Source organism: Methylobacterium sp. WSM2598 (assembly GCF_000379105.1).
Classification (GTDB): domain Bacteria; phylum Pseudomonadota; class Alphaproteobacteria; order Rhizobiales; family Beijerinckiaceae; genus Methylobacterium.
The window spans coordinates 4,787,837-4,812,747 of record NZ_KB900609.1 but is presented as its reverse complement, the minus strand read 5'-3'; the positions used below and the strand labels follow the sequence as shown (position 1 = coordinate 4,812,747).

The window sequence follows — 24,911 nt, the reverse complement described above, 5'->3', positions numbered from 1 at the left end:
CAAGCTGTCAGCGATGACCGACAGCAGCCTGTACCCCTTCGCGATCGAGGTTTCACCGCTCACCAAGCCTAAGGGCCACTTCGGCTGGGCGATCCGCAAGCACGGCAAGCTCCTGGAACGGTCTGACCGGCCGCATGAGAGTGAGGCCAAGGCGCACGCTCAGGCGCTCGCGGCGGTGGAGCGGGCAATCCGGGGCGGAGATACCCGCCGGCGCTGAGCGTGCCTGCTACCCACCAGGGATAGGCTTCCATGACCGCGCCCACTGAGCCGAGCAAGAAGGTCCTGTTCGGCATCGCCGGCCTCGACGACATCCTGGGCGGTGGCCTCACCCGCGACCGCCTCTACCTGCTCGAGGGCGAGCCCGGGACAGGCAAGACCACGATCGCGCTGCAGTTCCTGCTCGAAGGCGCCAAGGCCGGCGAGGCGGGCCTCTACATCACCCTGTCGGAAACCAAGCAGGAGCTGTGCGACAACGCCGCCGCCCACGGCTGGAACCTCGACGAGCAGATCACGATCTTTGAACTCGCGCCGCCCGAGAGCCTGTTCGAGGAGGGCCAGCAGCAAAGCCTCCTGTACACCTCCGACCTCGAACTCGGCGAGAGCACGCGCGCCATCCTGCAGGCGGTCGAGGCGCGGAAACCCGCCCGCATCGTGCTCGACAGCCTGTCGGAGATCCGGCTGCTCGCGGGCAGCTCCCTGCGCTACCGCCGGCAGATCCTGGCGCTCAAGCACTACTTCGCCGGCCAGGGCGCCACCGTGCTGATGCTCGACGACCTCACCGCTGACGTCCTGGACAAGAGCGTCCACAGCGTCGCCCAAGGAGTCATTCGCCTGGAGGAGATGGCACCCGAGTACGGGGCCGAGCGGCGGCGCCTGCGCGTCGCCAAGTACCGCGGCCAGCGCTACAGCGGCGGCTACCACGACTTCACCATCGCGACGGGCGGCGTGCAGGTCTTCCCCCGCCTGATCTCGCTGGAGCACAAGACCGGCTTCGCGCGCACCAAGCTGGCGAGCGGCGTCGGCGAACTCGACGCGCTCCTGGGCGGCGGCATCGAGCAGGGGTCGAGCACCCTGATCCTGGGACCGGCCGGGACCGGCAAGTCGCTGCTGGCCATCCAGTACGTGCTCGCGGCGATCGCCCGCGGCGAGAAGGCGGCGATGTTCGTGTTCGACGAGGAGCTGGGCATCCTGTTCGAGCGGACGCGGCAGATGGGGATCGACCTCGAGGCGCTGCGCGACCAGGGACGGCTCTTCGTCGCGCAGGTCGACGCCGCCGAACTGTCGCCGGGCGAGTTCGCGCATCAGGTGCGCGCCTGCGTCGACACCTACGCGGTGAAGACGGTGGTGATCGACAGCCTCAACGGCTACCAGGCCGCGATGCCGCAGGAGAACGCGCTGATCCTGCACATCCACGAATTGCTGCAGTACCTCAACCGCCAGGGGGCCGCGACCTTCCTGACCATCGCGCAGCACGGGCTGGTCGGCGACATGGCGGCGCCGGTCGACATTACCTACCTCGCCGACACGGTCGTGCTGTTGCGCTACTTCGAGGCGCGCGGGCAGGTCCGGCGGGCGATCTCGGTGGTGAAGAAGCGGACCGGGACGCACGAGGACACGATCCGCGAATACCGCATCGGTTCCTCCGGCCTGACGATCGGCGCACCGCTGACGGGCTTCCAGGGCGTGCTGCGCGGCGTGCCGGTCTTTGTCGGCCAGGAGAGGGACCTCGACCTGCTGCCAAGCGAAGGCGCCTCGTGACGATCGCACAGGACCTGCTCTCCGAGCGGGCGCTGATCCTGACGCCGTTCGGTCGTGACGCCGCTCTCGCCCAAGCCCTCCTGGCGGAGGCGGGGATCCACTCCGCCTGCTGCAGCCACCTCCACCAGCTGCCCGAGATGATTTCGGAGGGCGTCGGGCTGGTGATCATCGCCGAGGAAGCACTCCGGGATGGCGATCTCTCGCCGATCAGCCGCTTCGTCGCCGGTCAGCCACCCTGGTCGGATCTCACCTTCGTGCTGCACACGCAGCACGGCGGCGGCGCTGAGCGCACCGCGAGGGCGCTGTGGCTATCGGAGGTGCTTGGCAACGTCATCTTCCTGGAGCGCCCGTTTCATCCAACGACGCTGGTGAGCGTGGTGCGGACGGCACTGCGTGGGCGGCGGCGGCAGTACGAGGCTCGGGCCCGCCTGGAGGAGCTGCGCGAGAGCGCGGGCAAGCTGGAGGAGGCTTTGGCAGCTGAGAGGCGCAGCGCGCAGCATCAGCGATTGCTCCTCAACGAACTGAACCACCGGGTGAAGAACACGCTGGCGACGGTGCAGTCGATCGGGAGCCAGACGCTTCGCAATGCCACCACGACGATGGAGGCGCAGGAGGCACTAGAGACGCGGCTGCTGGCACTGTCACGGGCACACGACGTGCTGATGCGGGAGAGCTGGGAGGGCGCTGACCTGTCGGAGATCGTGACCCAGGCGATCGCACCCTACGATCAGGGTGGCGGCCGTTTCCGAGCGACGGGGCCGGAAGTGCGCCTATCGCCGCGCATGGCCTTGGCTCTGTCGATGGCGTTCCAAGAATTGTCCACTAATGCGGTCAAGTACGGCGCCCTCTCGAACGGCGTGGGGGGCGTCACGATCGCGTGGTCGGTGACCGTCGACGCCGTGCCACCGCGCCTCGTGCTCCGTTGGGTTGAGTACGGTGGACCTGAGGTACGGGTGCCGAAGCGGCGCGGGTTCGGTTCGCGGCTGATCGAACGCAACTTGGCCCGTGATCTCGATGGCTCAGTCGAGATCGCGTTCATCACGTCCGGAGTGACCTGCACGGTTGATGCACCGCTGGCGTGAGCGGGGCGACCCGCCCGCGATGTGACATGTCTTTGAGAGGTATACCTAAACGGGCATGCAGCGAACGCACAGCTGCTCATAAGCGTGGGCTTCGGCTATGCCTAAAAGTGAGCGCAGCCCATAGATCTGGCCAAGCTTGCGCGCGGCATGGCACCCTGCTCAACATGTGCCATGTCCAGTGATGCAGAACGCGTCGAGCGCAGGCTGGCAGCGATCTTCGCTGCTGATGTGGCAGGCTACTGCCGGCTGATGAGCCAGGATGAAGTCGGGACGCTTCGCGCCTTGACCTCCCATCGCGAGGTCATGGACCGGCTCATCGCCGAGCACAGAGGCAGGATCGCCAACACGGCGGGCGACAGCGTCTTGGCCGAGTTCCCCAGCGCAGTGGACGCGGTGAAATGCGCCGTTCGGGTGCAGGAGGCCCTTCACAAAGGGAACAGGCCAACACCCGAGGACCCCGTTCTCAAGTTCCGCATCGGGGTCCACGCGGGCGACGTCCTCGTCCGGGGTGATGACCTCCTGGGTGATGCAGTCAATATCGCGGCTCGGCTTCAGGCGCTTGCAGAACCCGGCGCGGTCTGCATCTCCGGGGTCATGCACGAGTATGTGCGAAAAACCCTCCCGCTGATGTACGACGACCTGGGGCTCCAAACGGTCAAGAACATCGACGAGCCGGTCCGGGTTTTCGCGATCCGCCTTGATGGACGGTCCACGAGCGCTGGGCCGAGCCCCAGGCCGGTGCGGGAGGTCCTCTCGCTTCCAAGCAGACCATCCATTGCTGTCCTGCCTTTTGCCACGACAAGCCCGGAGGACGAGTACCTCGGGGATGGTATCTCGGACGACGTGACCACCGCCCTGTCCAAGATGCGATGGCTGTTCGTGATTGCGCGCAATTCGGCCTTCTCGTTCAAGGGCCGTGCGGTGGAGATCGGGCAAATCGCCCGCCAACTTGGCGTCGCCTACATCCTCACGGGTAGCGTGCGCCGAGGCGGTAATCGCGTTCGGATCTCTGTGCAGCTTGTCGAGGGTGAGACAGGCATGTCGCTCTGGGCTGAACGCTATGAGCGCGACTTCGGCGACATGTTCGCTCTCCAGGACGAAATCGCTGAGTCCGTGGCGGGATCAATTGAGCCGGAGTTGCTGAGGAAGGAGAGCGAGCGAGCCACTGTGCAACCCGCCCAAAACCCAACCGCCTGGGACCTTGTGCGGCGGGCCATGTGGGAGTTCCACAAGGTTCAGCGAAACAGCCATCTTACGGCGCGCGATCTCCTCGTGAAAGCCATAAGCACTGCTCGGGATAATGTTGACAGCCACATCTGGCTGGCTCGGGTCGATGCAGGGATCGTGGCCTACGGCTGGACCGATGATCCAGAGGCGATCTCCTCGGAGGGAAAGGCAGCGGCGCTCCGGGCCGTGCAACTGGACGAGAAGAATCCCTATTCGCACTACGCCGTAGCTATTACGCACAGCTTCGGCGGAGAACTGGACCGCGCTCGCAAAGCAGGCGAGCAGGCCATCACTTTAAGTCCAAGCTTTGCGCTCGGTCACCTTGTGCTCGGCATTGCCCTGCTGCTCTTAGGCCAGCCGCACGAGGCCATTCCCAAGTTCGAGCGCGGCCTTCGTCTGAACCCCTTTGACCCGCATAGCTTCACGTGGCACTTGGAATTGGGGTTGGCCCACTACTTCGTCGGTCAACCTCGCAGAGCTTTAGACGAGGCGAACCGCTCGCTCGACATCCGGCCGTACTGGTCTCCGGCTCTCAAGCTGGCTGCTGCGTGTGAGGCGGCGCTGGGGGACCGGCTCGCCGCGCAGCATTACACAGCCGCGCTTCGGGAGAAAGGAGACCCGAGCGCCGATATCCTCGTGAAGCATCGGCCGGAGTGGGTGGCTCAGATTGAAGCTGTGGTTCAGTCCCTAGCTGCCGACCTGTATAAGCTGCCAGCAGGCTTCTAATCGGCTTTGTGAGCCGACCGCTAGGACGGTGCAGGGTCGGACGATGCGACCGCAGGGGGCCTGGGGCACCTCGCGCCCAAGCCGCTGGGCGGCGACCAGCGCTCCCGTCACATCGAGGCCCATGCCGATCTCATCCTGCAGACCTATCAGGCTCGCCCGCAGATCCTCCTGCGCGAGTTGCGCGAGGCTCTTCAGGTGCACGGCGGTGCGGTCAGCACCAGCAGCCTATCGGGGCGTGTCGCAAGCTCGGGTTCAGGCCGCAGGAGGGGGCTACCCTCCCCGTTTTCACGCTTTGTTCGCGACGGGAAGGCCAAAGCAGGTGGCGAGCAGCTGGTTCTGCTCCTGCACGGTCCATGCCCCCGAGAACCCGAAGCCCTTGCGCAGCCACAGCATGGCCTCGAAGCTCTGGATCGTGCGTCGGGCCGTGTGGAACGACCGGAACCCACCGACCCGCGGCATCGGCCGTTTCACCCGGAAGTGGTCGCTCTCGATCCCCTGCTGCAGGTGCTTGGTGACGTGGTGGATGGGCGTGCGCGGCAGCAGGCCCTCGTTGCGGCTCTCGGCGATCGCCGGCGGATATGGGCCGGCACCATCGGTGCCAATGCGGTCGGGCGCGAGGAGCGGCTGATCCTGCAGCATCTTGCGGAAGAAGCGCTTGGCCGCGTCGAGGTCGCGGTTGGCGGTGAGCGGGGAGTCGACCGCCTGCCCGTGCTGGTCGATGGCCCGGTACAGGTATCGCCACTGGCCCCGCACCTTGATGTCGGTCTCGTCGACGCGCACGGAGCCGGAGTGCGGTTTGCGGAACCGGCGCAGGCGGCGCTTGATGGCCGGCGCGGAGGCGAGCACCCGGCGATTGATGGTGGAGTGGTCGACCGTGAGGCCCCTCTCCAGGAGCATCTCCTCGATATCGCGGTAGCCGAGCGCGTAGCGCAGCTACCAAGAAACGGCCTGCACGCTCAGGGTGGCCTCGAAATGCCGGCCCCGGAAGTCGCCACGCGCCGGGTGCTTAAGCTTGAGGGCGAGGGAATTCAGGATCATGGGCCGGCTCCGGGGCGGAGGCGGCAAGCTGGGCGGGTATGCCTAACGACCCGTGAATGGAGGCCCATTCGCGTTTGCGACACGCCCTCCGAAGCTGCTTGAGGCCGCTGAGCGTCCCTGAGCCATGCAGGAACTATATGGTATGCGAGCTGTCGCATGCGCCTCTCTTCTTCAGCGTGAGGCAGCTCCTAATTCGGACGCGACAACGCCAAGATCGCCAAGCGTGTGGCGCGGTGACCTTTATCGTGAGCGACCTCTGGAACGTGATCCGCTAACCCCGCACGGCGTCGAGCAGGACGGGGACGACGTACGCGAGTTCGAGCACCGTCACGGTGGCGACAGTCTCCAGGAGGGTGGCGGTAACGGTCTGGCCATGAACGGCTCCCGCTACACCCACCGCGGCGGTGAGCACGCTCGCGAGCAGCCCCAGCCCTACCCAGCGCAGGCTTAGTCCGGCCATACAGCCCAGCGCGGCGACACAGGCGTATAGCATCGGTGCGTCCTGACTACCTACGTACTTTGCATATATGGTGTTGCTGTCCCTGCTCCAAGAGTTAGTGCGGCGGGCTAACCCGCGCGCTGCATATCTGTGCAGCCGCTATGATCTTGCTGCAACATGCAGTTGAATGGATCTTGCTGTACTGTGCAGTGCACAAACAGTCTACATCATGCTCAATGCCGTGCTTAACAGGTATGCTGCGCACTTGTAGGCTTCCCAACACACGAAGATGCTCCATGCAAGTGTAAGCAAACCTCCAATTGCCAGCCCCACAATCATGGAATATCTTTCAGAATTGCCTCTTGGCAATACAGTTATCGATTTTTGATCCGAAGCGCCTTTTTCGTCGCCCTCAGGAACTGTCAGCTGAAACGACGAATTTCGACTCATCTTTTTGATTCCCTGAAATCGATCGGCAGTTCATGTCCGGCAACGAAAAGTGAAGACTCAGAACTAAAGCCAAACTAAATTGCATTGCATCTCGGTTTATGGTTCGGCATATTTGAACGATCGCCGGCCCCGCTTGGTTCCATTCTTGAGTGCGCAACCTGCCGTTGCCTGAACGCGACCGCGCCGGAAGCCTACCCTGATTGCCGCGATCTGCGGCGTCACCTCCCGCGTGGTCGCGCACCTTGCCGCGTTCGTTGTTCACAGAAGCCGGCGAGGTCCGCCGCGCAGCTGCGGTCTCAGCACGGACCGATCCCGCTTTGCTCAATCCCGGCTCGCCCATGCCCACTGGAACCGCTCCAGGGCGGCCTCCAGGCCCCGTTCCGCCTCGCCGGCTAGAGCGGGGGGTCGCCCGGAGCCGCATCGACCGCTCGCAGAGCCGCCGAGCGCCGCCCTAGCAGCGGCGCAGTCAGGCGTACCTCGCCAAGATCGCCAAGCGCGTGATGCCGTAGTCGAGGGTCCGAAGTCAGGGTCGAAAAACGGGCGCCGGTCCTAATCGGTCGCGCTCCATCTGCTGCCCCCGCATCTGCCCCGTGAAGCATGCCTCTAACCACGTGTAGGGGGTGGGCTGCCTTTCAGCAGCTTTCGCGCAGTAATCAGCTGCTTTCTCGTTCAATCTATGCCATACTATCCGCAGGTAATCATACGCAGTTTGCTCCCTCTGTACGCAATGCACATAGCCAATCGAGCCTGTTGTTATTTTCCTGCACGCAGCCTCAGTATCAAATCGCGGCACAGTAACCGCATCGCCCTGAGCCTGACAGAATATCTCACAGTTCACATCCGAAACAATGAGATCTGTTAGCTCCTCGCCGGTTGTCGTCACCCGCATCTGTGCTTCGTTCTTGCGCCATACAAAGATACAATATGCCATCCCCGTGCCGGAACAAGCCTCTGCCTCAGGGTAGTGCTCACAGACGTCCTCTCTGCCGGGTGCACACCCTTGCTGATCTTTGGGGATCGGCACGGGTTGCCATCCGCTCTCCATCATCATGGGGCGCACCCTGTCATAGAACGCGCCTTTGGAGATGCGGGGCATCCGCTCCAATGCTGCGGCCATCCTTGCGCTGGCTAAGATGACCGCGAGGGCAGTCACGAGTACGCGCATCGAACCCTCCGCGGGCCGGAACAAACTTCGAGCCTTCCCCACTGCAAGCACCTAATCTTAGGCTTTGCATCCCAGTGGCGCCAAGTGCCTCAGCCTGCCGAACCGAATTTGTGCGAGCTGAGCCGATTACCGCCACCCTGCCGTTCCGGCAGCCCTTGCGACGGTTCCGCTCGACGCTCCGCTTTATGCACCGACCTCCCGGCGCAGCCGCTCCAGAGCCTCTTCGAGGGGCGACAGCGGTTCGGACGATCCGTATCGCCGCGGTCGCAAGGACTACGGGGATCTGCGCCGCCGGCAGGCTCAGGGGGCAGGCACGTGCGAAGGCGCAGAGCCTCTACCGGGGCCGGATCGAGAACGTCGAGCGCAACGCCGGGATCACCGCGATGCTGGCAGCCGGGTGCAGTCGGGCGCACATCGCCATGATCGCCAAGCGGGTCCCTCGATAATTGGGGCTTAGGCGAATAAGCCGCCCTTGTGCGCACGAGGGTAATCCCGTTCGTGAACGGCCCGCTCGACTGAGAAGCGGGTGGGACGGGCGCCTTCAGGGCGAGGAACAAGGCGCCAGCCATGGTGGCTGGACGGCTGTTGTCATCACGAGTCCCTGTGACCGCACGCCCGGCAAGGTCCTAGCATTACAGTTGCGTTTTTGTGCGTGCTGGCTGACGGCTGGCCCGGCTTGGCGTCCGGCGCTGCCGCCGCCGTTTGGCGTCTGACGCGCGCTGTTTGAGATGTGCCTGGCGGGCGGCCGCCTGATGCGCCCGTCGCCAGAGCGACCAGGCGATGACGTGAGCGGGTTGAATGCGCCGCTGTGCCATCCGCACCGCGATGCGGCGGATCTCCTGGACCGACCAGCGGATCAGCGGGCGCGCGGTCTCGGCCGGGCTCGGCTTTTTGGGGGCGGCGCGTTGGCGTGATGGCGGATCACCGTCAGCAGGGCGAAGGCCATCATCACCAGGCTGACGTGCCGATGCCAGCCGTGCCAAGAGCGGGTCTCATTGTGTGTCAGCCCGAGGTCGGTCTTGGCCGTCTCGAACGCGTCCTCGATGCTCCAACGCCGTCCCTCGACGCTGACCAGGATCTGGATCGGCGTGCCGGCCGGGCACCAGGTCGTGAAGTAGGCCCGCTCGCCATCGCTCAGGCTGCGGCGGATCAGGAGCCCCCCGCGTCCACAGGCCGGTCTGGTCGTAGGCGGCACCAGCGAGGTCGGCCAGTTCGCAGTAGGCCCAGTCGTACAGCCGCGCGCCCTTCGTCCCGTCGCCCGCCGACAGGCGCGTCCAGGCCGACGGAGCAAGGCCATCCGCGATCGTCTCGGCGGTGCCGGCCACCAGCGGCTTGCCGGCCCAGGAGTTGAACGCGTGATCGCTCTTCNCCCCGAGCACGTANCCCTTGCCCGCCCGCCGCAGGGCCATCTCGATCTCGCCGACCCCGTAGACGGTGTCGGCCGCTACCCAGGAAAACGGCACGCCGGCAGCCCTCGCCCGCTCGATCATCGCCAGAGCCAATCCCGGCTTGGTCGCGAAGGTCGTCCCCTTCGGCACGTGGGCGGCGGCCAGCCGGGCTGGATCCGAGGTCCAGGTCTGGGGTAGGTACAAGGCTCGATCGATGAAGGCATGACCGTGCCGTGAGACATAGGCCGCGAACACGCCGATCTGACAGTTCGTGATCTTGCCGGCCGAGCCGGTGTACTGGCGATGCACGCCGCACGAGGCCTTGCCCTGCTTTAGAAAGCCGGTCTCGTCGAGAACCAGAACCGCGTCCGGGTCGGCCAGCGTCTCCAGAGCATAGTCACGCACCACGTCGCGCAGAGCGTCGGCGTCCCAACGTCCGCGCCCCAGCACCGCCTGCTGGCGCCAGGGCCCGGGATCGCCCGCGGCTTCCGCCCGCATCCAACCCGTCTTGCGCCGCTCTGCACCGAGCAGTCCATCCAAGAACGCTCCGGCCGAGGCGGCGACCCGGCGCTGGGTGAACAGAGGCCGCATGCGCCCCTTCACCTCCCGGAGCGACGAGGCCCACAACTCCAGCGTCGCCTTGACCGAAGTCTCCGACGTCCATGATGCGCGAATCATGGCGACGCAAAGAGTCAGAACCTCGCCGAAAACGCAACTGTAATGCTAGGGTGTGAACCGATCCAAAGCGTTGCAGGGTTTGTCGTTTTGTGATTCCAGGCCGCAAAGCGGCGACCTGGAGGTAGCGATGGCAGACCTGTTCTGGCTCTCGGATGAGCAATGGACGGTGATCGAACCGTTCATGCCCAGGGACCAGCCCGGACCCGAGCGGAAGGACGACCGGCAGATCATCTCCGGCATCCTGCACGTGCTCACTTCTGGCTGCCGCTGGCGCGACTGCCCAGCGGCCTACGGCCCGCGGACCACGGTCTACAACCGCTTCAATCGCTGGTCCCGGCGCGGCTTCTGGAAAGCCATGCTCGCCGCGCTGGCCAAGGCTGGATGGGCCGGCGATGCAGCCGCCCTCGACAGCAGCTACGTCCGGGCCCACCGCTCGGCCCATGGCGGCAAAGGGGGGCGAGGGCGCAGGCTATCGGCCCGTCGCGCGGCGGCCAGACGACCAAGATCCATGCGCTCACCGATGTCCTCGGCCGCCCCGGCGTCCTCCTGCTGACACCCGGCAACGCCAGCGACGTGACGACCGCCCCGGCGGTGCTGGCCGAAGCGCCGGGGCGGATACGGCGTCTGGCCGCCGACAAGGGCTACGACGCAGACTGGCTGCGCGCTGACCTACGCGAGAACGGCATCACGCCGGTCATCCCGGGCAAGCGCGGCCGTAAGCGGAAGCTCCGCCATGACAGACCCCGCTATCGGGAACGCTGGCGGATCGAGGCGACTTTCAACCGCCTCAAGGACTTCCGCAGGATCGCCACCCGATACGACAAGCTCGCCCGCAACTACGCATCAGCCCTCGCGCTCGCCGCCGTCATCGCCTTCTGGTGCTGATCGAGTCCAAACCCTAACCCTCCGCCGGGCGTTCGTGCGTCTGGTTCTCAGTGGATCGTGTAACGCCCTTTGACCGGCAGATCCGTGACGTCGGCCCCAGCCAGCGCCAGCCTCTTCAGCAAGGTGACGAGTTGGACGGCAACCCTGCGAGAGAGCCCGGTCTGCTCGCGCCCGTTCAACAAGACCGGCTTGCCCGTGTGCTCGGCGTAGATGTCCCAGCCCTGGCGTCCTTTGCGTAGGGCGTACCCGCGGCTCGGCATGGCGTTCCTCCGGTCGTGCTTTGCTACTGGCCTGAGGCACGCCCGCATCCGGGACAAGGGCTGGCACGGTCCACTCGGCGGCGACCGCAACAACATCGAGAGCCGGCGGTCTCAGGATGACGAGGGCGCGCGGCCGGCGCCTAACTTCCCTGACCCGCCGCCAGTCTTGGGAGGGTTGAAGGCGTTCACTCAGCCCGGCACTTATTGGCCGCAGCGAGCGGTGCCTAAATGTTGACCACCTCTGGAACGTCCCTTGTATTTGCGAACACTACTCCAATTTCCTGGTTCGTGGCCCAAACTACTTTTGCCTCATAGCGTATGCCCTGGGGCGTGACCGCGAGGGTGAAGCAGTCCGCTACTGTTCGGGCGCTCGTGAGGACAATGCGCGCTCCTCCTGGGGAGAGATTACGGACCAAGCCCTCAACAGGATGGTAATAGCGCCTCATCTCGATGCTAGCGCCAAGATAAGTGCTGGCACGGTGGAATTTGCGGCGTTCGATCATTAGGCGGCGTGTCCTAAAATACGAAACCAAGTTCCTCTTGCCTGCATTGAGCAAGGATCGCGCCGCGTTTGTAATCGACCTGCGTATGCCGCTGTCCTGTTTTGACACATTTTCAGGGCACACCGAGTGTTTCGTAACGAATTCTTACCTGAATCGAGACAGGCTGTCCGTTTCTCCCATGAGGGGAACCACATGGCGCAGATCCGCATCCTCGACCCGCTGAGCGGTCGCGTGGTCTTGGTTGATCTCCCACTGCCTGCGGTTACGCGTCCCGCTCCACGCCCTGCCGAAGGCGTTCGAGAGCCGCGTCCAGGGCCGGTGCAGGGCGCGACGGCGCCGGAGAAGCCGCTGGCGGTGCTGCCGGGCGTCGTCCCGGCAGCTTGAAGAGGCTCCAGAGCCGGATCGAGGGGCGACAACGGTGCGGCCGATCTGGAGGGCCGTGGACGGGCGGCGGTGCAGATGGGATGGCCGGCGAGCGGCAGAACAGGCGCCACAGGCTGCCTAAGCCGCCCTGCTGGGCTTCGCGAACGCGATGCCGTGACGCTCATCATTCGGGGCGCACTTCTGGATGCAACGGCCGGGCCGTCAGGCCGGATCCGAGTTCGGCTGATCGGCCGCGAGCGAAGTCGAGAAATCCGCCAGCCGCATCGGCTCCCCGCCCGGCGGAGTGATGAAAACCTCGCCGACGCCCTCGCGCTCCAGGACGCGCCCGCTCTCAACCGCCGCTTCCGCGGTCTCGCGTCGAACCGAGAGCGGGCCGACCGGGGTCTGGATCGTGACCGTGAACGTGCTCATCGAACCTCGGACGCAGGAGCGCCGTCGTGACGGCAGGAACGGCGGATCGAGTGCCCCGTTCCGCGCGACACGAGGTGGTGTGCGACGGCCGGGCTGACAGGTCCGGATCAGCCCGGCCGCGCCTTCGCCCACACCGATACGCAACGCGGGTAAGCGGTCTCAGATTTCGGAGGCGGCGGCCCGACAGACTCTGGGAACGGCTTATTGTCGGGCCGCCGCTATGGCCGAGCAGGATGGGGGACATCGGCTCGGCTACGGTCAGCCTGCCGCAGGATGGTTGACGAAGTGCTGCCGACCGGGGTCATGCGGAGGCGAGTGCTCGCAGAGCCTGCAGGCGGGCCAGCCTCGGCGCTGCCCTACCGGCTGCCCAGCGGCCAACAGTATGGCGGGTAACATTTAGGCGCCGAGCGATCTCGCAGAGGTTGTAGCTCTCTGCTGCCGCGACAAGCTCCGACGGAGCAGATATGGCGATCCTCGCCATCTATCTTCCAGCTCGATCGTGGCCACTATGCACTGGCACGTCAGTCCAACCTCATACGATGGACGCCTGGTTGCTGCTATACATCGAATAAATAAAATATATGGGCATTCAACCCAGGGTTACATCAAGCAACACCGCTGAGCATAAGCATCGTGAGTACAAGGCCTGTTGTTGAGGTTGCAAAACCGAAGAGGGCTCTGCCGATCGACGGCAGCGGCAATACGCTGCCCGCCGCTCGCTCATCAAGCTGCGACATGCTATGCTCCGTGGGATGTGATACGATCCTTCAACGAGCCGAAACCTCGGCGGTTCCGCCGGGGGCGAGCAATCAGCTTATCTGTCTGGGCTGCCACACTCCTCAGTGGCCGGTGGCCACCGATCGTAGAAGCTGGCCAGCAGGCTCCGGGCTGGTCGATCCGCATTGACGGCCCGCGGCGGCGCCCAAGATTGCCTAGGGGGCGGCATGGAGGTAGCCATGACGCGGTTCGATCACATCCTGAATTGGACGCTCAAGGCCGGATCCCACCAGTTCCCAGGACCGGACGGCGGCACCTGCATCAACGAAGCCGCCGTCGTCGCGGCCGGGTTTCCTTATCAGCCGGTGTGGCGGGTTGAGGTCATGCCGCGCTGTTTTTCACGACCCATCTGCCGCCTCGCGATGCTGCTCAACGACGAATCGGACGACGTGCAGCGCCAACGGTTGCTGCCGTTCGTCACCCGGCTGGCCTGCGCGGACACACCCGAGGTGGAACGCCTGCGCCAGAACTACATTAGCGCGCGCACGTACACGACGCCGTTGAGCTTCGAGGAAGGGCTGACGGTGCTCGAAGGGGCCCTGGCCATTGGCCGTCAGGCCAGCCTGCTGAGCGAGGACGAGGCGGGTGAAAGGCTGGATCAGATCAAACGCATGCCTGAACAGGTAGCGCCAGATCGGACCATGGTGGGCAAGATCAAGGAATGGCTCGGGATCAAAGCTGAAGTCGTCTGACTTTTTGTAAAAGTACCGTATCGCGGGCGGCAGGAACAATGGCGGTCGTTGAACCGCCTGACAGCCAACGAGCCATCAGCTATCATGCGGTCGGGTCCCGATCATTCTCGTGATGGAAGGGGCGTGCTCATGGTGAAATGCCGAATTGCCCTCGCGGTGGCGCTCCTGCTCCCCGGCGTACCCGGCTTGGCCGCGCAGACCCCCTGGACCGATCCGCCGACCCGCACCGAGGTCCCGTCTGAGACGAACGCGCCTGCCCAGCCGGCGGTCGAGCAGCCGAAAGCACCGGCATCGAAGGCGGTCCAGCGGCAGGCGAAGCGCCCGCCCGCCCGCAGCCGCGCCATCGCCACTTTCCGACGGCCTTCGCGGGCGGTCGCGCAGCGTCCGTCGCCGCCGACCCTCCGCTTGCGTGAGGCAGAACGCGTCTCCAGACCGATGCTGCACCGGCAGAGGATCTTGGCCCGAAGAACCCATCCCGTCGTGGCCTCCAAACTGGTGCTGCACCACCAGCCTGTCCTGGTCCGACGAACCCATCCTGTCATGGCCTCCAGACCGGTCCCGCCCCGGTGGGTCGCTCTGGCCCGAAGAACCCATTCCGCTGTCGGAGGAGACGACGTCGATCCGTGGACGATCCGGATACATCCTTGGGCCGGCGACCTCCACTACTCTGGCCCCTATGGAGGCAGGCGCGGGCTGTGCCCCTGGAAACCCGGCCGAGATCCCAGCGACGACGAGGAGTAATGCGGCCTCCTGAGCGTGTTCCATGTCGTGTTCGGGATGATCCTCACCGTCCTGATCGCGCTGGAGTTCAACCACTCGATCCTGAGCGTGCTGCACCGGCAGGAGAGCATCATCCAGCAGCGCAGGGTCATCCTGACCGCGCTGCTGGTCCTCGCGCGCAAGTTCATCATTCTGGACGCAACCAGGACCGCGCCGCTCACCATCATCGAGCTCGCCGCGGCCGTGCTGGCGCTCGGAGCCGTGCACTGGCTGGTGCGCGACCAGGATCGCAAGGACACCCAACTCGCGGCCCAGAGCCGGCCACCCTCGCAGAACTGAGCGGCCGGCCCCCGCTGACGGGGCCGGCCTCGGTGTAGTGCCAGCCCTCAGTCGTACGGGTCAAAGGCTGGGCCGTAGCCAACCGGCCGTGGTCCGAACCGGCGCGGCCCATAGAAGCCGTCCCGCTCGACCACGACCTCCCGCACGACGCGCCGGGGCCGGTACACGACCGGGCGCTCCACCACGACCTCACGGACAACATGGCGGGGGCGGATCACTGGCCGCTCTACGACGACCTCCCGCACGACACGCCGAGGTGGGGCAACAACCTGCCGCTCGACGACGGTCTCGGGCGCGTCGAAGTCGCCATAGCCATACCCCATGGCCTGAGCAGACGTGATGCCCAGGAGCACCCCGCTTCCGAGCACGGCGGCACTCAGTGTAGCCGTAAACACTTGTTCATTGTCCTACCTCACGCATGGACGCAGCTGCCAGGTGCGGTCCGCGCGAGAAACTCCGGACCCGTCCGTTTGGACGAGGCTTGCGGTGATTTTGCGCAAGTGCGTTCCCCCTTGCTGAAAGCGGGAGCTAAAGCCAAGACCGCCTATTAGGCCGAACTCGGTGGCAAGCTTGAGCGGCGCGTCCTCGCCGAGATCGCGATGGAGCCCCTAATCCGATCGAATAGGCTCTAGGGCTACAATCTACCACATATGTTAGGCAACGAACTGTACGGACCGTGATATATGTTAATTTCGATCTACATAGGATGTGGTCAGTTGCAAACCTGAAGCATCATATTGCTAGTACGTTCATGGAGCCTTCACGCCATTATTATGCCGCTCTAAGCGCTCAAGCCTGCCACTGGGCAACTTTCGTGACGAACATGGCTGCTACAGTTTCGCGCCTCCTCCTGGCTCCGATCCACGCCATCCAGGTCCTGACCGGAGCAAAATCCTTCCGAAGCAATCCGATCCTCGGCAGTGCTTCCTTGAACCGCTGCGGGCTGCACGTCTGGCGCGTCAAGACGGCCATTGCCCTCACAGCCTGGAGACGGCGGCGCCTGGCCCCGCTCGTGAGCGCGGAGGACCAGCGGCAGCTCGATGAGCAGGGCTATATCGAGGTGCGCGACTTCCTCCAACCGGAGCACTTCGCCGACCTCGTGCGGGAGGTCACCTCGGTCGCGCTCCCCACCAGACAGTTTCGCGAGGGAAACGCCGTCACGCGACGCGTCCCGCTGACCCCGGCAACCCTGCGCCACCTGCCGGCCTGCCGGCGGCTCCTCGAAATGCCCGGCTTCCAGGGTCGGCTGCGCTACGTGGCGAGCTTCGACGTCGAGCCGGAGGTCTACATCCAGACGATCTTCTCCCATCTCGACGGCTCACAAGCCGATCCACAGCTCGACCTCCACATGGACACGTTTCATCCAACCATGAAGGCGTGGCTGTTCCTGCACGATGTGCCGGAGGATGAGGGCCCCTTCACCTACGTGCGCGGCTCGGCCACCCGCTCGAAGCGGCGCCTTGCCTGGGAGCGGCGCAGGAGCGTGGAGGCCTGTGATCGAACCAAGGCGGGAGGGGGCGGGGCATTCCGGATCCGTCCGGAGGAGCTGCCCCGTCTCGGCCTCTCGGCTCCCGTCAAGTTCGCGGTCCCGGGCAACACCCTGGTGGTGGGCGACACGTGCGGCTTCCACGCCCGGGGCGCGACGGTCCGTCCGGGCGTCCGCATCGAGATCTACGCCGCCAACCGCCGCAACCCGTTCCTGCCCTTCGTCGGGCTCGATCCGTGGTCTCTACCCCTTCTCCGGCGCCGCAAGATCCCCCTGTTCTGGAGCTTGCTGGTGCTGGGGGAGCGGCTCGGCATCACGCGGAGCCAATGGCGGAACGGCGGTCGAGTTCGCGCTGGCGACCCAGTTCTGCCAGTGAGCAAGGTGCAAGAGGGGTTTCTGTGATGATGTAAGCAAAACGACGATTTTTCAGCCACTTAAACCTGTAAGGTTTGCTTGTCAGGTAATTAAATGGGCACTCCTGACCGATCGGAACGCGTCGCTTGAACCAGCACCGCAATAAGGCGGCCTGCGGGGCGGACCACGACGGGCATGGGCCGAGGGTCTGCTTGCGACCCTTCTGAGACGTTCTATAGATATACCACGGGGCGGTGATGTGGTGCGCCAGTCTGGGCCGACACACCGGCTCAGACCGGCCGCAGTGAATGAGGCTCGGAACGAGACATGGCAATTGAAATTATTAGCGTTGGCATTATCGGTGCTGGTCAGATGGGAACTGGAATTGCCCAGGCCTGCGCGACCGCAGGATTTGCTGTGCGTCTAAATGATCGCGAAGAAAATCGCATCAATGTAGCCTTTCAAAATATTGGCGCTAATCTAGTTAAATTAGTATCGAAAAACAAAATTGAAGAAACCAGAAGTCAGGAGACCATCAGCAGGCTTGCTCCGGCATACAGTTTAGCTGATTTGAAAGATTGCGATCTAGTAATTGAAGCGGCGACTGAAAACGAGACGATTAAGCGCGATATACTAAGCGCACTTTGTGGATCACTAAAACAGAATACAATAATCGCAACTAACACTTCGTCCATCTCGGTTACCCGGCTTGCGGCGGCAACCGACCGGCCCGAGCGATTTATCGGCATCCACTTCATGAACCCAGTGCCGATGATGCAGCTCGTCGAGCTCATCCGCGGTATCGCCACCGACGAGGCAACTTATGCCTCGGCCAAGGCGTTCGTCGCCAAGCTCGGCAAGATCTCCACCATGTCGGAGGATTTCCCGGCCTTCATCGTCAACCGCATCCTGCTGCCGATGATCAACGAGGCGGTCTATATTCTCTACGAGGGCGTCGGTTCGGTGGAGTCGATTGATGCGGCGATGCGGCTCGGGGCCAACCATCCGATGGGCCCGCTGCAACTCGCCGACTTCATCGGGCTCGACACCTGCTTGTCGATCATGCAGGTGCTCTACGAGGGGCTGGCCGACTCGAAGTATCGACCCTGCCCGCTGTTGGTGAAGTACGTTGAGGCTGGCTGGCTCGGCCGCAAGTCGAAGCGGGGCTTCTACGACTACCGTGGGCCGGAGCCGGTCCCGACACGCTGACCTTATTGTGGATTGCACTATCGGCAGCCCCATCAGGCCCTCATCCGGATGCAAGCGCGACACCCTACTTGCGCCTCGTTACGGAGTGGCGTGTCAATAAGACGACGGTTTTTCAGCCACTTGAAGCTGTAAGTTTTGGGTGTCAGGAAATCAAAGCTGGACGTCAGCGGTCTCCCGCACGCCTGTTACGCCCGCGCCGGTCGCGTAAGCGCGGTGTATGGAACCAGACCACGCAAGCAGCACCTGCACGGCCAAGGCGTAACCTGAACGACAGCAGGGGCAGCGGCCAAGCCACAGCTCCAGTTCCGCGTGCGGAGCCCGACGACCTCTCCGCCGATGCTCTCGATCCTGCCGACCGCCATGAACACGGTGGCAGTGATCGAGAACCCCGAACGAGGTGCAGGCCTCGGAGCCCGTTGCCGACTGGCGTGTGTCAGTGCGCCGGCAACTGGCCCTCGGGCGTGTAGCGGTCCACCGCTGAGGGCAACTCGCGCGAGAGCCGGGCCAGCAACTCGTCGTGCGAAAGCCCCGTCTGGCGCGCCAGGGTGTCGAGCACCTCCGGCCCGATCGCCTGCTGGAGCTGGTGAGGCGCCATCTCCTGGTTGGGGCCCTGCCGCACCCACGAGTCCGCAGCCTCGCCATGACCGTTCTGCCTGAAGCGGTCGACGAGCTCACTTAGCCCGCCGCTGAGCAGCCCACCGGCACTGGCCCCACCCAGGGAGCCCGTGAGATTGCCCAGGAGGCCTCCGAGGCCGGTCTGACCCGATCCAGTACCCGCGCCGCTGCCGGCGCTGCCTTGCCCGGCCCCGCCGAGCATCTCGGCGATCTTGTCCCGGTTCTGGTAGCCCGCGAGGGCGAGCAGGCCGAGAAGCGCCGTCATAGATGGATAGCCGCGGCTCATGGTCGTTCTCCTGTTCCGCGCCCGAGATCACCACCGAGCGCGTTCGAATGAGGGTGTGGGATCAGAGTGTCGTCCTGCGCCGCCCGGTGACCAGGCCCCAGATCGCGAGCACGATCACCGCGCCCCATCACGGGTCCGGCCCAGCTCCGTTCAGCGCCGAGCCGTCGCGAGCCGTGTCCTACTGGCCCTTCAACCGCTGTGCGTCCTTCACCGCGTCGGCACAGGCCCGGTCACCCTTCGCGTTCAGGTCGACCGCACGCTGCAAGGCCGTCTTGGCCTGAGACACGCGGTCCTCAGAGGACGGCTGCGCGCCGGCCGACGCCTCGCCACCCCGCGCCGCCTGCGCTGCTGTCGTCGGGCGGTTCTCGGACTGGCGGCGCACATCCTCGGGTGAGGTGGCGATCCGTCCGCTGGCGACCGCATCGGCCTGGGTTCCGCCGGTCGCACTGCCAACCGTGCCCGACACGCCGCCGACCGTGCCCGGGCTGCCGCCCTGCTCGCGCGACGCGCCACCCGGCTGGCTGCGGTCCGTCTCCCGCGTGCCCACAGTGCCGGTTACGCCGCCCTTCTCAGTCGCGGCGCTGCTTTGGCTCTTCTCGTCGTTTGGTCCTTTTCGCTGGCCGTAGCCGGGCTCCGACACGGGTGCGCCGAGGCCGGCCTGCGTGCCCAACTCCCGAGTGAGCTTGGCAATGTCATCGCTGCACGGACCGCTCTGCGCGAGCGTTGCGCCCGGTGCGAGCGCGGCAGCCATGAGGGAAGCTCGAAAGAGCAAACTCAGCCGTGGCATGGCCGTCTCTCCTGTGCCGAATGGCCTCTCTCCATCAGCAACAGCGGACTCCGCGCACGGTTCGAGGCGAAACTTCTGGCCATCATGGCTGAACGGCGAAGGGCGGAGCGCGGTCCCGCGAGGGCCGAGCCAACCCGCTCGACGCCCATCCCGCTACGACGAAGTCGCTCGAATTCTCCTCACGCCAAGCATGGAATGAGGGGCCGCTTGCGACCGAGACTGTGTGAGAACGCGGTTGGGTGTGTCGCGATGCAGCGGTGATGGCGCGCGGTGCCGCGTGCCCTCACGCCCGCAGGGCGGTGAGGAGTGGGCCGGTGCCGAGGATCGCGATCACCGCTGCATCGCGACACACCCAACCGCGTTCTCACACAGCCTCCACCCGTTGCGGACTCGCCATACGCGCGTGAGGGCAGCCCGTTCGCCCCTCAGAAGCGATCACGCGGTGAGACGGGTCGCCCAACCGACCCGCAGCCGCCCTGGAACCCAGGTCGCGTGTCACCCGTTCCCGTTGTGCGACGCAGCATGACCGCCCAGGAGCGCTTGTGATCGGACCCGCGGACATCGAAGACATGATGCTGGATGATGCGGACGCGGAGGCCGCAGCCGGCAAGCGCAGCCTGCCCGAGGCCCAGCCGTGGCCGCCGACGAACTGGTCGTGGGGCAGCGAGCCGGCACGGGGCCGAAGCCAAATACCCCTTCTCCGTGCACCGCGGCTTTATGAGGTCGCTTGGTGGTTTCGGCCTTGGCCCCAAACCTCGACGCGGTAGAAATCTGATTACGTGGCGAAAGCAGATGCTTAAACCTCGGGTGTGACGTTCAATGAAATCCGACACATATTTTTTCGAACTCAAAATGCTTTCCTGAGCCTTGAAAGCAGCAAACCCATCACGACATAGGCGCGGCGCACCAAGATAGCCTGTTTAGTTCGCTATCTAGGCGTGACGTGTTTGTTGTATTCAGCAAGCACGTCATGCGCACATACGCAAAAAGGTAGGAAACACGCATGACTTTCAATCCAAACACTGCGCCGAACAAGCAAGCCGAGCCGAATGAGCGGATCGCCGAGGCTGTCAGGGCGACCATCAAAGAGACCTCCGAGCAGCGTACCCAGTTCGCTGATGCCATCCGTGACGGAATGAGCAAGACGGCCGATCTCGGCGAAAAATCTGCCCAGAGCGCCGAGCAAGGCCTGCAGAAGAACGTCGAGGCAGCTTCTCAGCAGGCCTGCGAAGCCGCCGATCACTTCACCCGCACACTCGGCTTCACCGGACAGGACGGCGAGCGCCTCGCCCGCCAGTCCAAGCAGAACCTCGAAGTCGTCATGCGCTGCGGCACGGTCCTGACCCAGGCCATCCAGGATGCCTCGCGGGGCTGGTTCGAGCTGGGCCAGAAGCAGTGGCGGCGCAACCTCGACGGGCTGACCAAGCTGACGCGCGCCACCTCGGTGCAGGAGTTCACCGCGATCCAGAGCGAGCTGGTCCGCGAGGGGCTGCAGCACATGGTGCAGGACAGCAAGGCCATCGCCGAGGGCTCGGTCCGCGCGGTCGAGGAGGCCAGCAAGGCATTCTCCGGCGTCGCCCAGCAGAGCCCCACACTCCCCCGCTGAGGCGCGTAGCGCCCGAGTCAGACACCTCGGGGCGCAGCAACACCTGCGCGGAGCGGCTGCGTCAGCCGCTCCTTCATCCTGCCTCAGTCGCACGGGCTTCCGCGCGGCGCGGAGTACCCCATGTACAACCCCTTCTACTCCCTCAGCTCGAAGATGCTGGCCCTCAAGGCCCAGAAGGTGATTGAGCTCCGGCTCGTCAGGCTGGCCTGGGGCGGACGGGACGGCCGCGAGGAGGCGACCGTGATGGTCACCGAGAAGATCGGGGCCGCCAACGAGGCGGCCGGGACGCTGTGACCGGTGGTTCGCCCGAGGCGGTCGTGTCCCGCTACCGGGAGCACGTGGCCGCGAACACGAGGCGCCTGATGGCCCGGTAGTTCGCAGAGCTCTCCGTCCGTGAAACGTCGCGGCCTCGCGCCGGATCGATCCTGTCGATCAAGCCGAATGCCCCGAGCAGATAGGACTCTACCATGACGAAGCCATCCAACACGCGGGGCTGGCTCGCCCCGACCCTGCTGGGAGCGGCTGCCGCGCTCGGTGCTTCAGCTCTCTACGCGGTTGCCAAAACGCGCGAGGCGGAACACCGTCACCCGCCGATCGGCCGCTTCATGACCGTCGACGGCGTGCGCCTGCACTACCTCGAGCGTGGCCGCGGCGAGCCGCTGGTGCTCATTCACGGCAACGGCACCATGATCCAGGACTTCCTGGTCAGCGGCATCGTCGAGGACCTCGCCACGCGCTACCGCGTCATCCTCATCGACCGGCCCGGCTACGGCTACAGCGAGCGGCCGCGCGCCCTGTGGACGCCGCGGGCCCACGCGACGCTGTTCGAGAAGGCGCTGCGACGGCTCGGCGTCACGCAGGCAGTGGTGCTCGGCCACTCGTGGGGCAGCCTGGTCGCGGTCGCCCTCGCCCTGCAGGCGCCGCAGTTGGTGCGCAGCCTGGTGCTGGCTTCCGGCTACTACTACCCGACGCTGCGCGCCGACGTGATGCTGTTCTCGCCACCGGCGATCCCGGTGCTCGGGGACGTGATGCGCTACACGGTGTCACCGGCGATCTCCCGGCTGATCCTGCCGGGCTTGATCAAGGCGATGTTCGCCCCGGCCCCGGTGCCGGAACGCTTCGACGAGGAGTTCCCGAAGGACCTCATGCTGCGCCCGTCTCAGCTGCGGGCCTCGGCAGAGGACGCGGCCCTGATGACGCCGGTTACGGTGGAGCTTCAGGAGCACTACCGCGACCTGAAGCTGCCGGTCGTGATTATCGCGGGGGCGGACGATCAGGTAGCCGACGTCGGCCGCCAATCGGAGCGGCTCCACCGCGAGTTGCCGCAGAGCGCGTTGATCGTCGTTCCGGGCCTGGGGCACATGATCCACCACCTTGCACCTGAGCAGGTGGTCAGAGCCGTTGATCAGGCGTCGGAGCGTCCCCGCGCCAGAGCCGCCTGAGCTGGTCCGAGGGGCAGGGAGACTGCCTATTCCGGCTCTCCATCTCCCGATCAGTGAGCTGCGCCCGCGTGGCCGCAGCTCACGCCAGTGCATACATCCGAACGGCACAGACCGCACTGGGATCGGGATCGCGACAGGCTCCCTACTACCGCTGTGCGGCCACGCGAAGGTGCCAAGCCTCTGACAAACATCACGACCGTGAGCAGTGCGGAGTAGCTGACATAGCTCAGTCGTGTCCGGCGACAGGTGGAGGGCCAGCCAGTGCGCCCCTCGAACACCGAGGCTGAGCAGATCTGCCGGAGAACCAGTAACGTGGTGCGGTTTCCGGGACCGCGTTTGCGGTTACCGCCGCCCGCGATAGCCGCCAGCGCGGCCCCGACATATGAGCGCTCGGCGCGCAGCAGCAGGCGCTTAAGCACATTCTGTGTCTAACTAGGCAAACCTGCTGCACGTCTACGTCACATCTTGAAATGCGGAATCATATTCCAATCAAAACAAGAGCATGCATCCAAGATGGGCCATAGAAAAGGCAGAATTAGGCGCAAATGATCTGACGCAAAATGAGGAGACGCAGTCGAAGGCGGTGACTGCGTCTCCTCACATTGAAGCGTCAGCGGCTTACTTGCGGCTATAAGCCAATTCAGTGCGCTTGTTGCTCGAGCGCTCTCTCGTATTCGAGATATCTACCTCGTCGCGCCGCACCGTGTCACGCACCGTCTCGACGCGCCGCGTACGCTCCCGCCGGACCACGACCTCCTCTCGCACCTTGACGCCTTTTCCGACGATGGGCACTTCGGATGTCTCGATCATCTCGACCGTGAGTTCGGTCAACGCCTCACCCGTCACGGCGTCGGTCGCTGGCCTGCGCCGCTCAACCACCACCTTTTCGTCATACAGCGCCACCTTCTGCTCGACCGGGGTCTCCACGACGTAGCGGCGGACCGTAGTGGTGCCGCTGTTCACCGTGTGCTTGCCCACGATCAGCGTCTCCTCCGCCAGAGGAATGACCTCCTCCTCGTGGGTGGACTGCCGCGTCGAGGAGGCGGGGACAGTTGACGACCGAGCCACGGAACGGCTCTGCGGGAAGCCCCACATCCCGAACATCGCGTCCCAGAACAGGGAGCCCGAGCTGATCGGCGCAGTGGCTATACGCTCAACGCTCTCCGCAGCACTCCGGATTACCTGCCGGGAATTTTCGTTTATGACTTCCGCCGTTTGCGCTACCTGCTCTGCAGTCTCATGCGCCACTTCCCTGGAACGCCGCTCGCGCTCCGCGGCTTCTTCCTCCCTCGCGAGCGCCTCATCAGCGCGATCACGCTCACGCCTCTGCTCGGCGCGACGCTGTTCAGCCTCAGCGCGCCTTGTTTCTTCGATTTCGGCCTTGCCCTCCTCGATCCTCTCGACGACGGCCTGAGCCTCCTCGTCGCTCAGCACCTTGATGACTGCCGGGAGCAGCTCCTTGCGCTCGTCACGCACACTCTGCTGGAAGACCTTTCTCAGCTCGGCAACCTTCGGTGCGAACTCCTCACTACCCTTCGGCATCTGCTCGAGCTCAGCCAGGAGCTTGAGGGCTTGCTTGTTGTCGTTGAGGGCCTGCGCCACGAGGTCCCTGGTTTCTTTGTGCTTCCGCAGGACTGGAAAGAGATGCTCCTCCTCGAGTTGTGCGGAGAGCTCCAGCTCGGACTTGAGATCCACCAGCAAGCGCTCACGCGTCTTCACAGCGTTGTCAGAGGTCTCTGCCAGCTTGGCGAGAAGCTCGTTTGCTCGGGTCGGGCTGGTTTGGATCAGTTGACGGATGGTCGTCATTCTTACCCCGTGGGATGCGAGTGAATTACTAACGGACAATTCAAATGGAGTTCGACGCCTCCGGACCCCATGACGACCAGGGCCACGAGAGGCGGAGTGCAGGAGTCCCGTCGTCCGTCGTCCCACCTACTTGAGGGTGGGTTGATAGTGACAGACGAGGGGTGGCCAACCAGGAGGCCTCTCACAGCATGGGTTCCATGCTGCACCGCACCGTGAACTGCCCGAGGCGCCAAACGGTTCCGAAGACCTGTTCGTGTGCTTCTGCTGGAATCGTTTGTAGCTAGGTGGCGAGCGCGTCGAGCTTGGAGGCCTGTTTTAATTGAGTGCTATTCTCTTGGAGCCTTCGGAGTAGACGCTACGCCGAGCGGAAGCTTTGCTATTGCTTTGATGAGGCCCGA

21 protein-coding genes and 4 pseudogenes are annotated in these 24,911 nt (G+C 64.7%); 13 read left to right on the top strand and 12 right to left on the bottom strand.

The window, feature by feature from the left end; all coding sequences use genetic code 11:
- Window positions 1–13 precede the first annotated feature (13 nt).
- The 5 genes and pseudogenes from MET2598_RS0122705 to MET2598_RS42990 all read left to right on the top strand — a co-directional run.
- Window positions 14–217: a hypothetical protein gene (locus MET2598_RS0122705; protein ID WP_018262473.1), complete on the top strand. Its 204-nt coding sequence runs from the start codon at window positions 14–16 to the stop codon at window positions 215–217.
- 32 nt (window positions 218–249) lie between these two features.
- A complete protein-coding gene (locus MET2598_RS0122700) occupies window positions 250–1,758 on the top strand; it encodes an ATPase domain-containing protein (RefSeq protein WP_018262472.1) in 1,509 nt (502 codons plus the stop codon).
- Window positions 1,755–2,840 carry a sensor histidine kinase gene (locus MET2598_RS0122695; RefSeq protein ID WP_018262471.1) on the top strand — a complete coding sequence of 362 codons (1,086 nt, stop codon included), beginning with the start codon at window positions 1,755–1,757 and terminating at the stop codon, window positions 2,838–2,840. Before MET2598_RS0122700 ends, MET2598_RS0122695 begins: the two co-directional genes overlap by 4 nt.
- A gap of 171 nt (window positions 2,841–3,011) precedes the next feature.
- A complete protein-coding gene (locus tag MET2598_RS37165; protein ID WP_157182245.1) occupies window positions 3,012–4,793 on the top strand; it encodes an adenylate/guanylate cyclase domain-containing protein in 1,782 nt (593 codons plus the stop codon).
- Window positions 4,794–4,850: 57 nt separating this feature from the next.
- Window positions 4,851–5,024, top strand: a pseudogene (locus tag MET2598_RS42990) (IS630 family transposase); the annotation flags it as partial.
- Window positions 5,025–5,078: 54 nt separating this feature from the next.
- Here the strand turns inward: MET2598_RS42990 and MET2598_RS37160 are convergent.
- The 4 genes and pseudogenes from MET2598_RS37160 to MET2598_RS37155 all read right to left on the bottom strand — a co-directional run bounded on the left by MET2598_RS37160 (window position 5,079) and on the right by MET2598_RS37155 (window position 9,951).
- A pseudogene (locus MET2598_RS37160) lies at window positions 5,079–5,831 on the bottom strand (IS6 family transposase).
- Between the two features lie 271 nt (window positions 5,832–6,102).
- Window positions 6,103–6,324 (bottom strand): hypothetical protein, encoded by a 222-nt coding sequence (locus MET2598_RS0122675; RefSeq protein WP_018262466.1) that lies wholly within the window; start codon window positions 6,322–6,324, stop codon window positions 6,103–6,105.
- Window positions 6,325–7,243: 919 nt separating this feature from the next.
- Window positions 7,244–7,885 (bottom strand): hypothetical protein, encoded by a 642-nt coding sequence (locus MET2598_RS41475; RefSeq protein WP_157182244.1) that lies wholly within the window; start codon window positions 7,883–7,885, stop codon window positions 7,244–7,246.
- An 856-nt stretch (window positions 7,886–8,741) separates the two neighbouring features.
- Window positions 8,742–9,951, bottom strand: a pseudogene (locus MET2598_RS37155) (IS701-like element ISMtsp19 family transposase).
- Between the two features lie 127 nt (window positions 9,952–10,078).
- Between MET2598_RS37155 and MET2598_RS39720 the strand changes: the two are divergent.
- A protein-coding gene (locus tag MET2598_RS39720) for an IS5 family transposase (protein WP_085984601.1) occupies window positions 10,079–10,836 on the top strand; the annotation gives its coding sequence in 2 pieces (ribosomal slippage) (window positions 10,079–10,409 and window positions 10,409–10,836; 759 coding nt in all).
- A gap of 47 nt (window positions 10,837–10,883) precedes the next feature.
- Here MET2598_RS39720 and MET2598_RS0122655 read toward each other — a convergent pair.
- The 4 genes from MET2598_RS0122655 to MET2598_RS43460 form a co-directional block, all read right to left on the bottom strand.
- Entirely contained in the window at window positions 10,884–11,096 is a 213-nt protein-coding gene (locus MET2598_RS0122655) for a hypothetical protein (protein ID WP_018262463.1), read from the bottom strand.
- 224 nt (window positions 11,097–11,320) lie between these two features.
- Window positions 11,321–11,599, bottom strand: coding sequence for a PilZ domain-containing protein (locus tag MET2598_RS43865; RefSeq protein WP_084673915.1), 279 nt, complete (start codon window positions 11,597–11,599; stop codon window positions 11,321–11,323).
- A 585-nt stretch (window positions 11,600–12,184) separates the two neighbouring features.
- Window positions 12,185–12,394 carry a hypothetical protein gene (locus tag MET2598_RS0122650; RefSeq protein ID WP_018262462.1) on the bottom strand — a complete coding sequence of 70 codons (210 nt, stop codon included), beginning with the start codon at window positions 12,392–12,394 and terminating at the stop codon, window positions 12,185–12,187.
- Between the two features lie 605 nt (window positions 12,395–12,999).
- Window positions 13,000–13,131, bottom strand: coding sequence for a hypothetical protein (locus MET2598_RS43460; RefSeq protein WP_269083015.1), 132 nt, complete (start codon window positions 13,129–13,131; stop codon window positions 13,000–13,002).
- A gap of 219 nt (window positions 13,132–13,350) precedes the next feature.
- Between MET2598_RS43460 and MET2598_RS0122645 the strand changes: the two genes are divergently transcribed.
- Together MET2598_RS0122645 and MET2598_RS37150 are read left to right on the top strand one after the other, a co-directional pair.
- A complete protein-coding gene (locus tag MET2598_RS0122645; protein WP_018262461.1) occupies window positions 13,351–13,863 on the top strand; it encodes a hypothetical protein in 513 nt (170 codons plus the stop codon).
- 756 nt (window positions 13,864–14,619) lie between these two features.
- Window positions 14,620–14,922, top strand: coding sequence for a phosphate-starvation-inducible PsiE family protein (locus MET2598_RS37150; RefSeq protein ID WP_018262460.1), 303 nt, complete (start codon window positions 14,620–14,622; stop codon window positions 14,920–14,922).
- Between the two features lie 47 nt (window positions 14,923–14,969).
- On the opposite strand, the gene MET2598_RS0122635 is transcribed toward MET2598_RS37150, so the two are convergent.
- The gene (locus MET2598_RS0122635; protein ID WP_157182242.1) at window positions 14,970–15,275 is read right to left on the bottom strand and encodes a hypothetical protein; all 306 of its coding nucleotides are present in this window, start codon (window positions 15,273–15,275) and stop codon (window positions 14,970–14,972) included.
- Window positions 15,276–15,628: 353 nt separating this feature from the next.
- Between MET2598_RS0122635 and MET2598_RS0122630 the strand changes: the two genes are divergently transcribed.
- Together MET2598_RS0122630 and MET2598_RS0122625 are read left to right on the top strand one after the other, a co-directional pair.
- Entirely contained in the window at window positions 15,629–16,810 is a 1,182-nt protein-coding gene (locus MET2598_RS0122630) for a phytanoyl-CoA dioxygenase family protein (protein ID WP_330218353.1), read from the top strand.
- A gap of 279 nt (window positions 16,811–17,089) precedes the next feature.
- The gene (locus MET2598_RS0122625) at window positions 17,090–17,971 is read left to right on the top strand and encodes a 3-hydroxybutyryl-CoA dehydrogenase (RefSeq protein ID WP_026190890.1); all 882 of its coding nucleotides are present in this window, start codon (window positions 17,090–17,092) and stop codon (window positions 17,969–17,971) included.
- A gap of 433 nt (window positions 17,972–18,404) precedes the next feature.
- On the opposite strand, the gene MET2598_RS0122620 is transcribed toward MET2598_RS0122625, so the two are convergent.
- Together MET2598_RS0122620 and MET2598_RS0122615 are read right to left on the bottom strand one after the other, a co-directional pair.
- Window positions 18,405–18,872 carry a YidB family protein gene (locus MET2598_RS0122620; RefSeq protein ID WP_026190889.1) on the bottom strand — a complete coding sequence of 156 codons (468 nt, stop codon included), beginning with the start codon at window positions 18,870–18,872 and terminating at the stop codon, window positions 18,405–18,407.
- Between the two features lie 178 nt (window positions 18,873–19,050).
- Window positions 19,051–19,623, bottom strand: coding sequence for a hypothetical protein (locus MET2598_RS0122615; protein WP_236728789.1), 573 nt, complete (start codon window positions 19,621–19,623; stop codon window positions 19,051–19,053).
- A gap of 1,039 nt (window positions 19,624–20,662) precedes the next feature.
- Between MET2598_RS0122615 and MET2598_RS0122610 the strand changes: the two genes are divergently transcribed.
- The 3 genes and pseudogenes from MET2598_RS0122610 (at window position 20,663) to MET2598_RS0122600 (ending at window position 22,707) form a co-directional block, all read left to right on the top strand.
- Window positions 20,663–21,265, top strand: coding sequence for a phasin family protein (locus MET2598_RS0122610; protein ID WP_026190888.1), 603 nt, complete (start codon window positions 20,663–20,665; stop codon window positions 21,263–21,265).
- Between the two features lie 120 nt (window positions 21,266–21,385).
- Window positions 21,386–21,639: pseudogene (locus tag MET2598_RS37145) on the top strand (hypothetical protein).
- 93 nt (window positions 21,640–21,732) lie between these two features.
- Complete coding sequence (locus tag MET2598_RS0122600; RefSeq protein ID WP_026190887.1) at window positions 21,733–22,707, top strand: alpha/beta fold hydrolase; 975 nt, start codon at window positions 21,733–21,735, stop codon at window positions 22,705–22,707.
- A gap of 618 nt (window positions 22,708–23,325) precedes the next feature.
- Here the strand turns inward: MET2598_RS0122600 and MET2598_RS0122595 are convergent.
- A complete protein-coding gene (locus tag MET2598_RS0122595) occupies window positions 23,326–24,513 on the bottom strand; it encodes a DUF2382 domain-containing protein (protein ID WP_026190886.1) in 1,188 nt (395 codons plus the stop codon).
- Window positions 24,514–24,911 lie beyond the last annotated feature (398 nt).

What these genes read in the sequence shown, in the direction of transcription:
- MET2598_RS0122625 (WP_026190890.1), top strand. Translation starts at nt 17,090, where the DNA reads ATGGCAATTGAAATTATTAGCGTTGGCATTATCGGTGCTGGTCAGATG.
- MET2598_RS0122700 (WP_018262472.1), top strand. Translation starts at nt 250, where the DNA reads ATGACCGCGCCCACTGAGCCGAGCAAGAAGGTCCTGTTCGGCATCGCC.
- MET2598_RS0122630 (WP_330218353.1), top strand. Translation starts at nt 15,629, where the DNA reads ATGTGGTCAGTTGCAAACCTGAAGCATCATATTGCTAGTACGTTCATG.
- MET2598_RS0122645 (WP_018262461.1), top strand. Translation starts at nt 13,351, where the DNA reads ATGACGCGGTTCGATCACATCCTGAATTGGACGCTCAAGGCCGGATCC.
- MET2598_RS0122600 (WP_026190887.1), top strand. Translation starts at nt 21,733, where the DNA reads ATGACGAAGCCATCCAACACGCGGGGCTGGCTCGCCCCGACCCTGCTG.
- MET2598_RS41475 (WP_157182244.1), bottom strand. Translation starts at nt 7,885, where the DNA reads ATGCGCGTACTCGTGACTGCCCTCGCGGTCATCTTAGCCAGCGCAAGG.
- MET2598_RS0122610 (WP_026190888.1), top strand. Translation starts at nt 20,663, where the DNA reads ATGACTTTCAATCCAAACACTGCGCCGAACAAGCAAGCCGAGCCGAAT.
- MET2598_RS0122620 (WP_026190889.1), bottom strand. Translation starts at nt 18,872, where the DNA reads ATGAGCCGCGGCTATCCATCTATGACGGCGCTTCTCGGCCTGCTCGCC.
- MET2598_RS0122650 (WP_018262462.1), bottom strand. Translation starts at nt 12,394, where the DNA reads ATGAGCACGTTCACGGTCACGATCCAGACCCCGGTCGGCCCGCTCTCG.
- MET2598_RS0122615 (WP_236728789.1), bottom strand. Translation starts at nt 19,623, where the DNA reads ATGGCTGCCGCGCTCGCACCGGGCGCAACGCTCGCGCAGAGCGGTCCG.
- MET2598_RS0122705 (WP_018262473.1), top strand. Translation starts at nt 14, where the DNA reads ATGACCGACAGCAGCCTGTACCCCTTCGCGATCGAGGTTTCACCGCTC.
- MET2598_RS0122595 (WP_026190886.1), bottom strand. Translation starts at nt 24,513, where the DNA reads ATGACGACCATCCGTCAACTGATCCAAACCAGCCCGACCCGAGCAAAC.
- MET2598_RS37165 (WP_157182245.1), top strand. Translation starts at nt 3,012, where the DNA reads ATGTCCAGTGATGCAGAACGCGTCGAGCGCAGGCTGGCAGCGATCTTC.
- MET2598_RS43460 (WP_269083015.1), bottom strand. Translation starts at nt 13,131, where the DNA reads ATGTCGCAGCTTGATGAGCGAGCGGCGGGCAGCGTATTGCCGCTGCCG.
- MET2598_RS0122675 (WP_018262466.1), bottom strand. Translation starts at nt 6,324, where the DNA reads ATGCTATACGCCTGTGTCGCCGCGCTGGGCTGTATGGCCGGACTAAGC.
- MET2598_RS0122655 (WP_018262463.1), bottom strand. Translation starts at nt 11,096, where the DNA reads ATGCCGAGCCGCGGGTACGCCCTACGCAAAGGACGCCAGGGCTGGGAC.
- MET2598_RS43865 (WP_084673915.1), bottom strand. Translation starts at nt 11,599, where the DNA reads ATGATCGAACGCCGCAAATTCCACCGTGCCAGCACTTATCTTGGCGCT.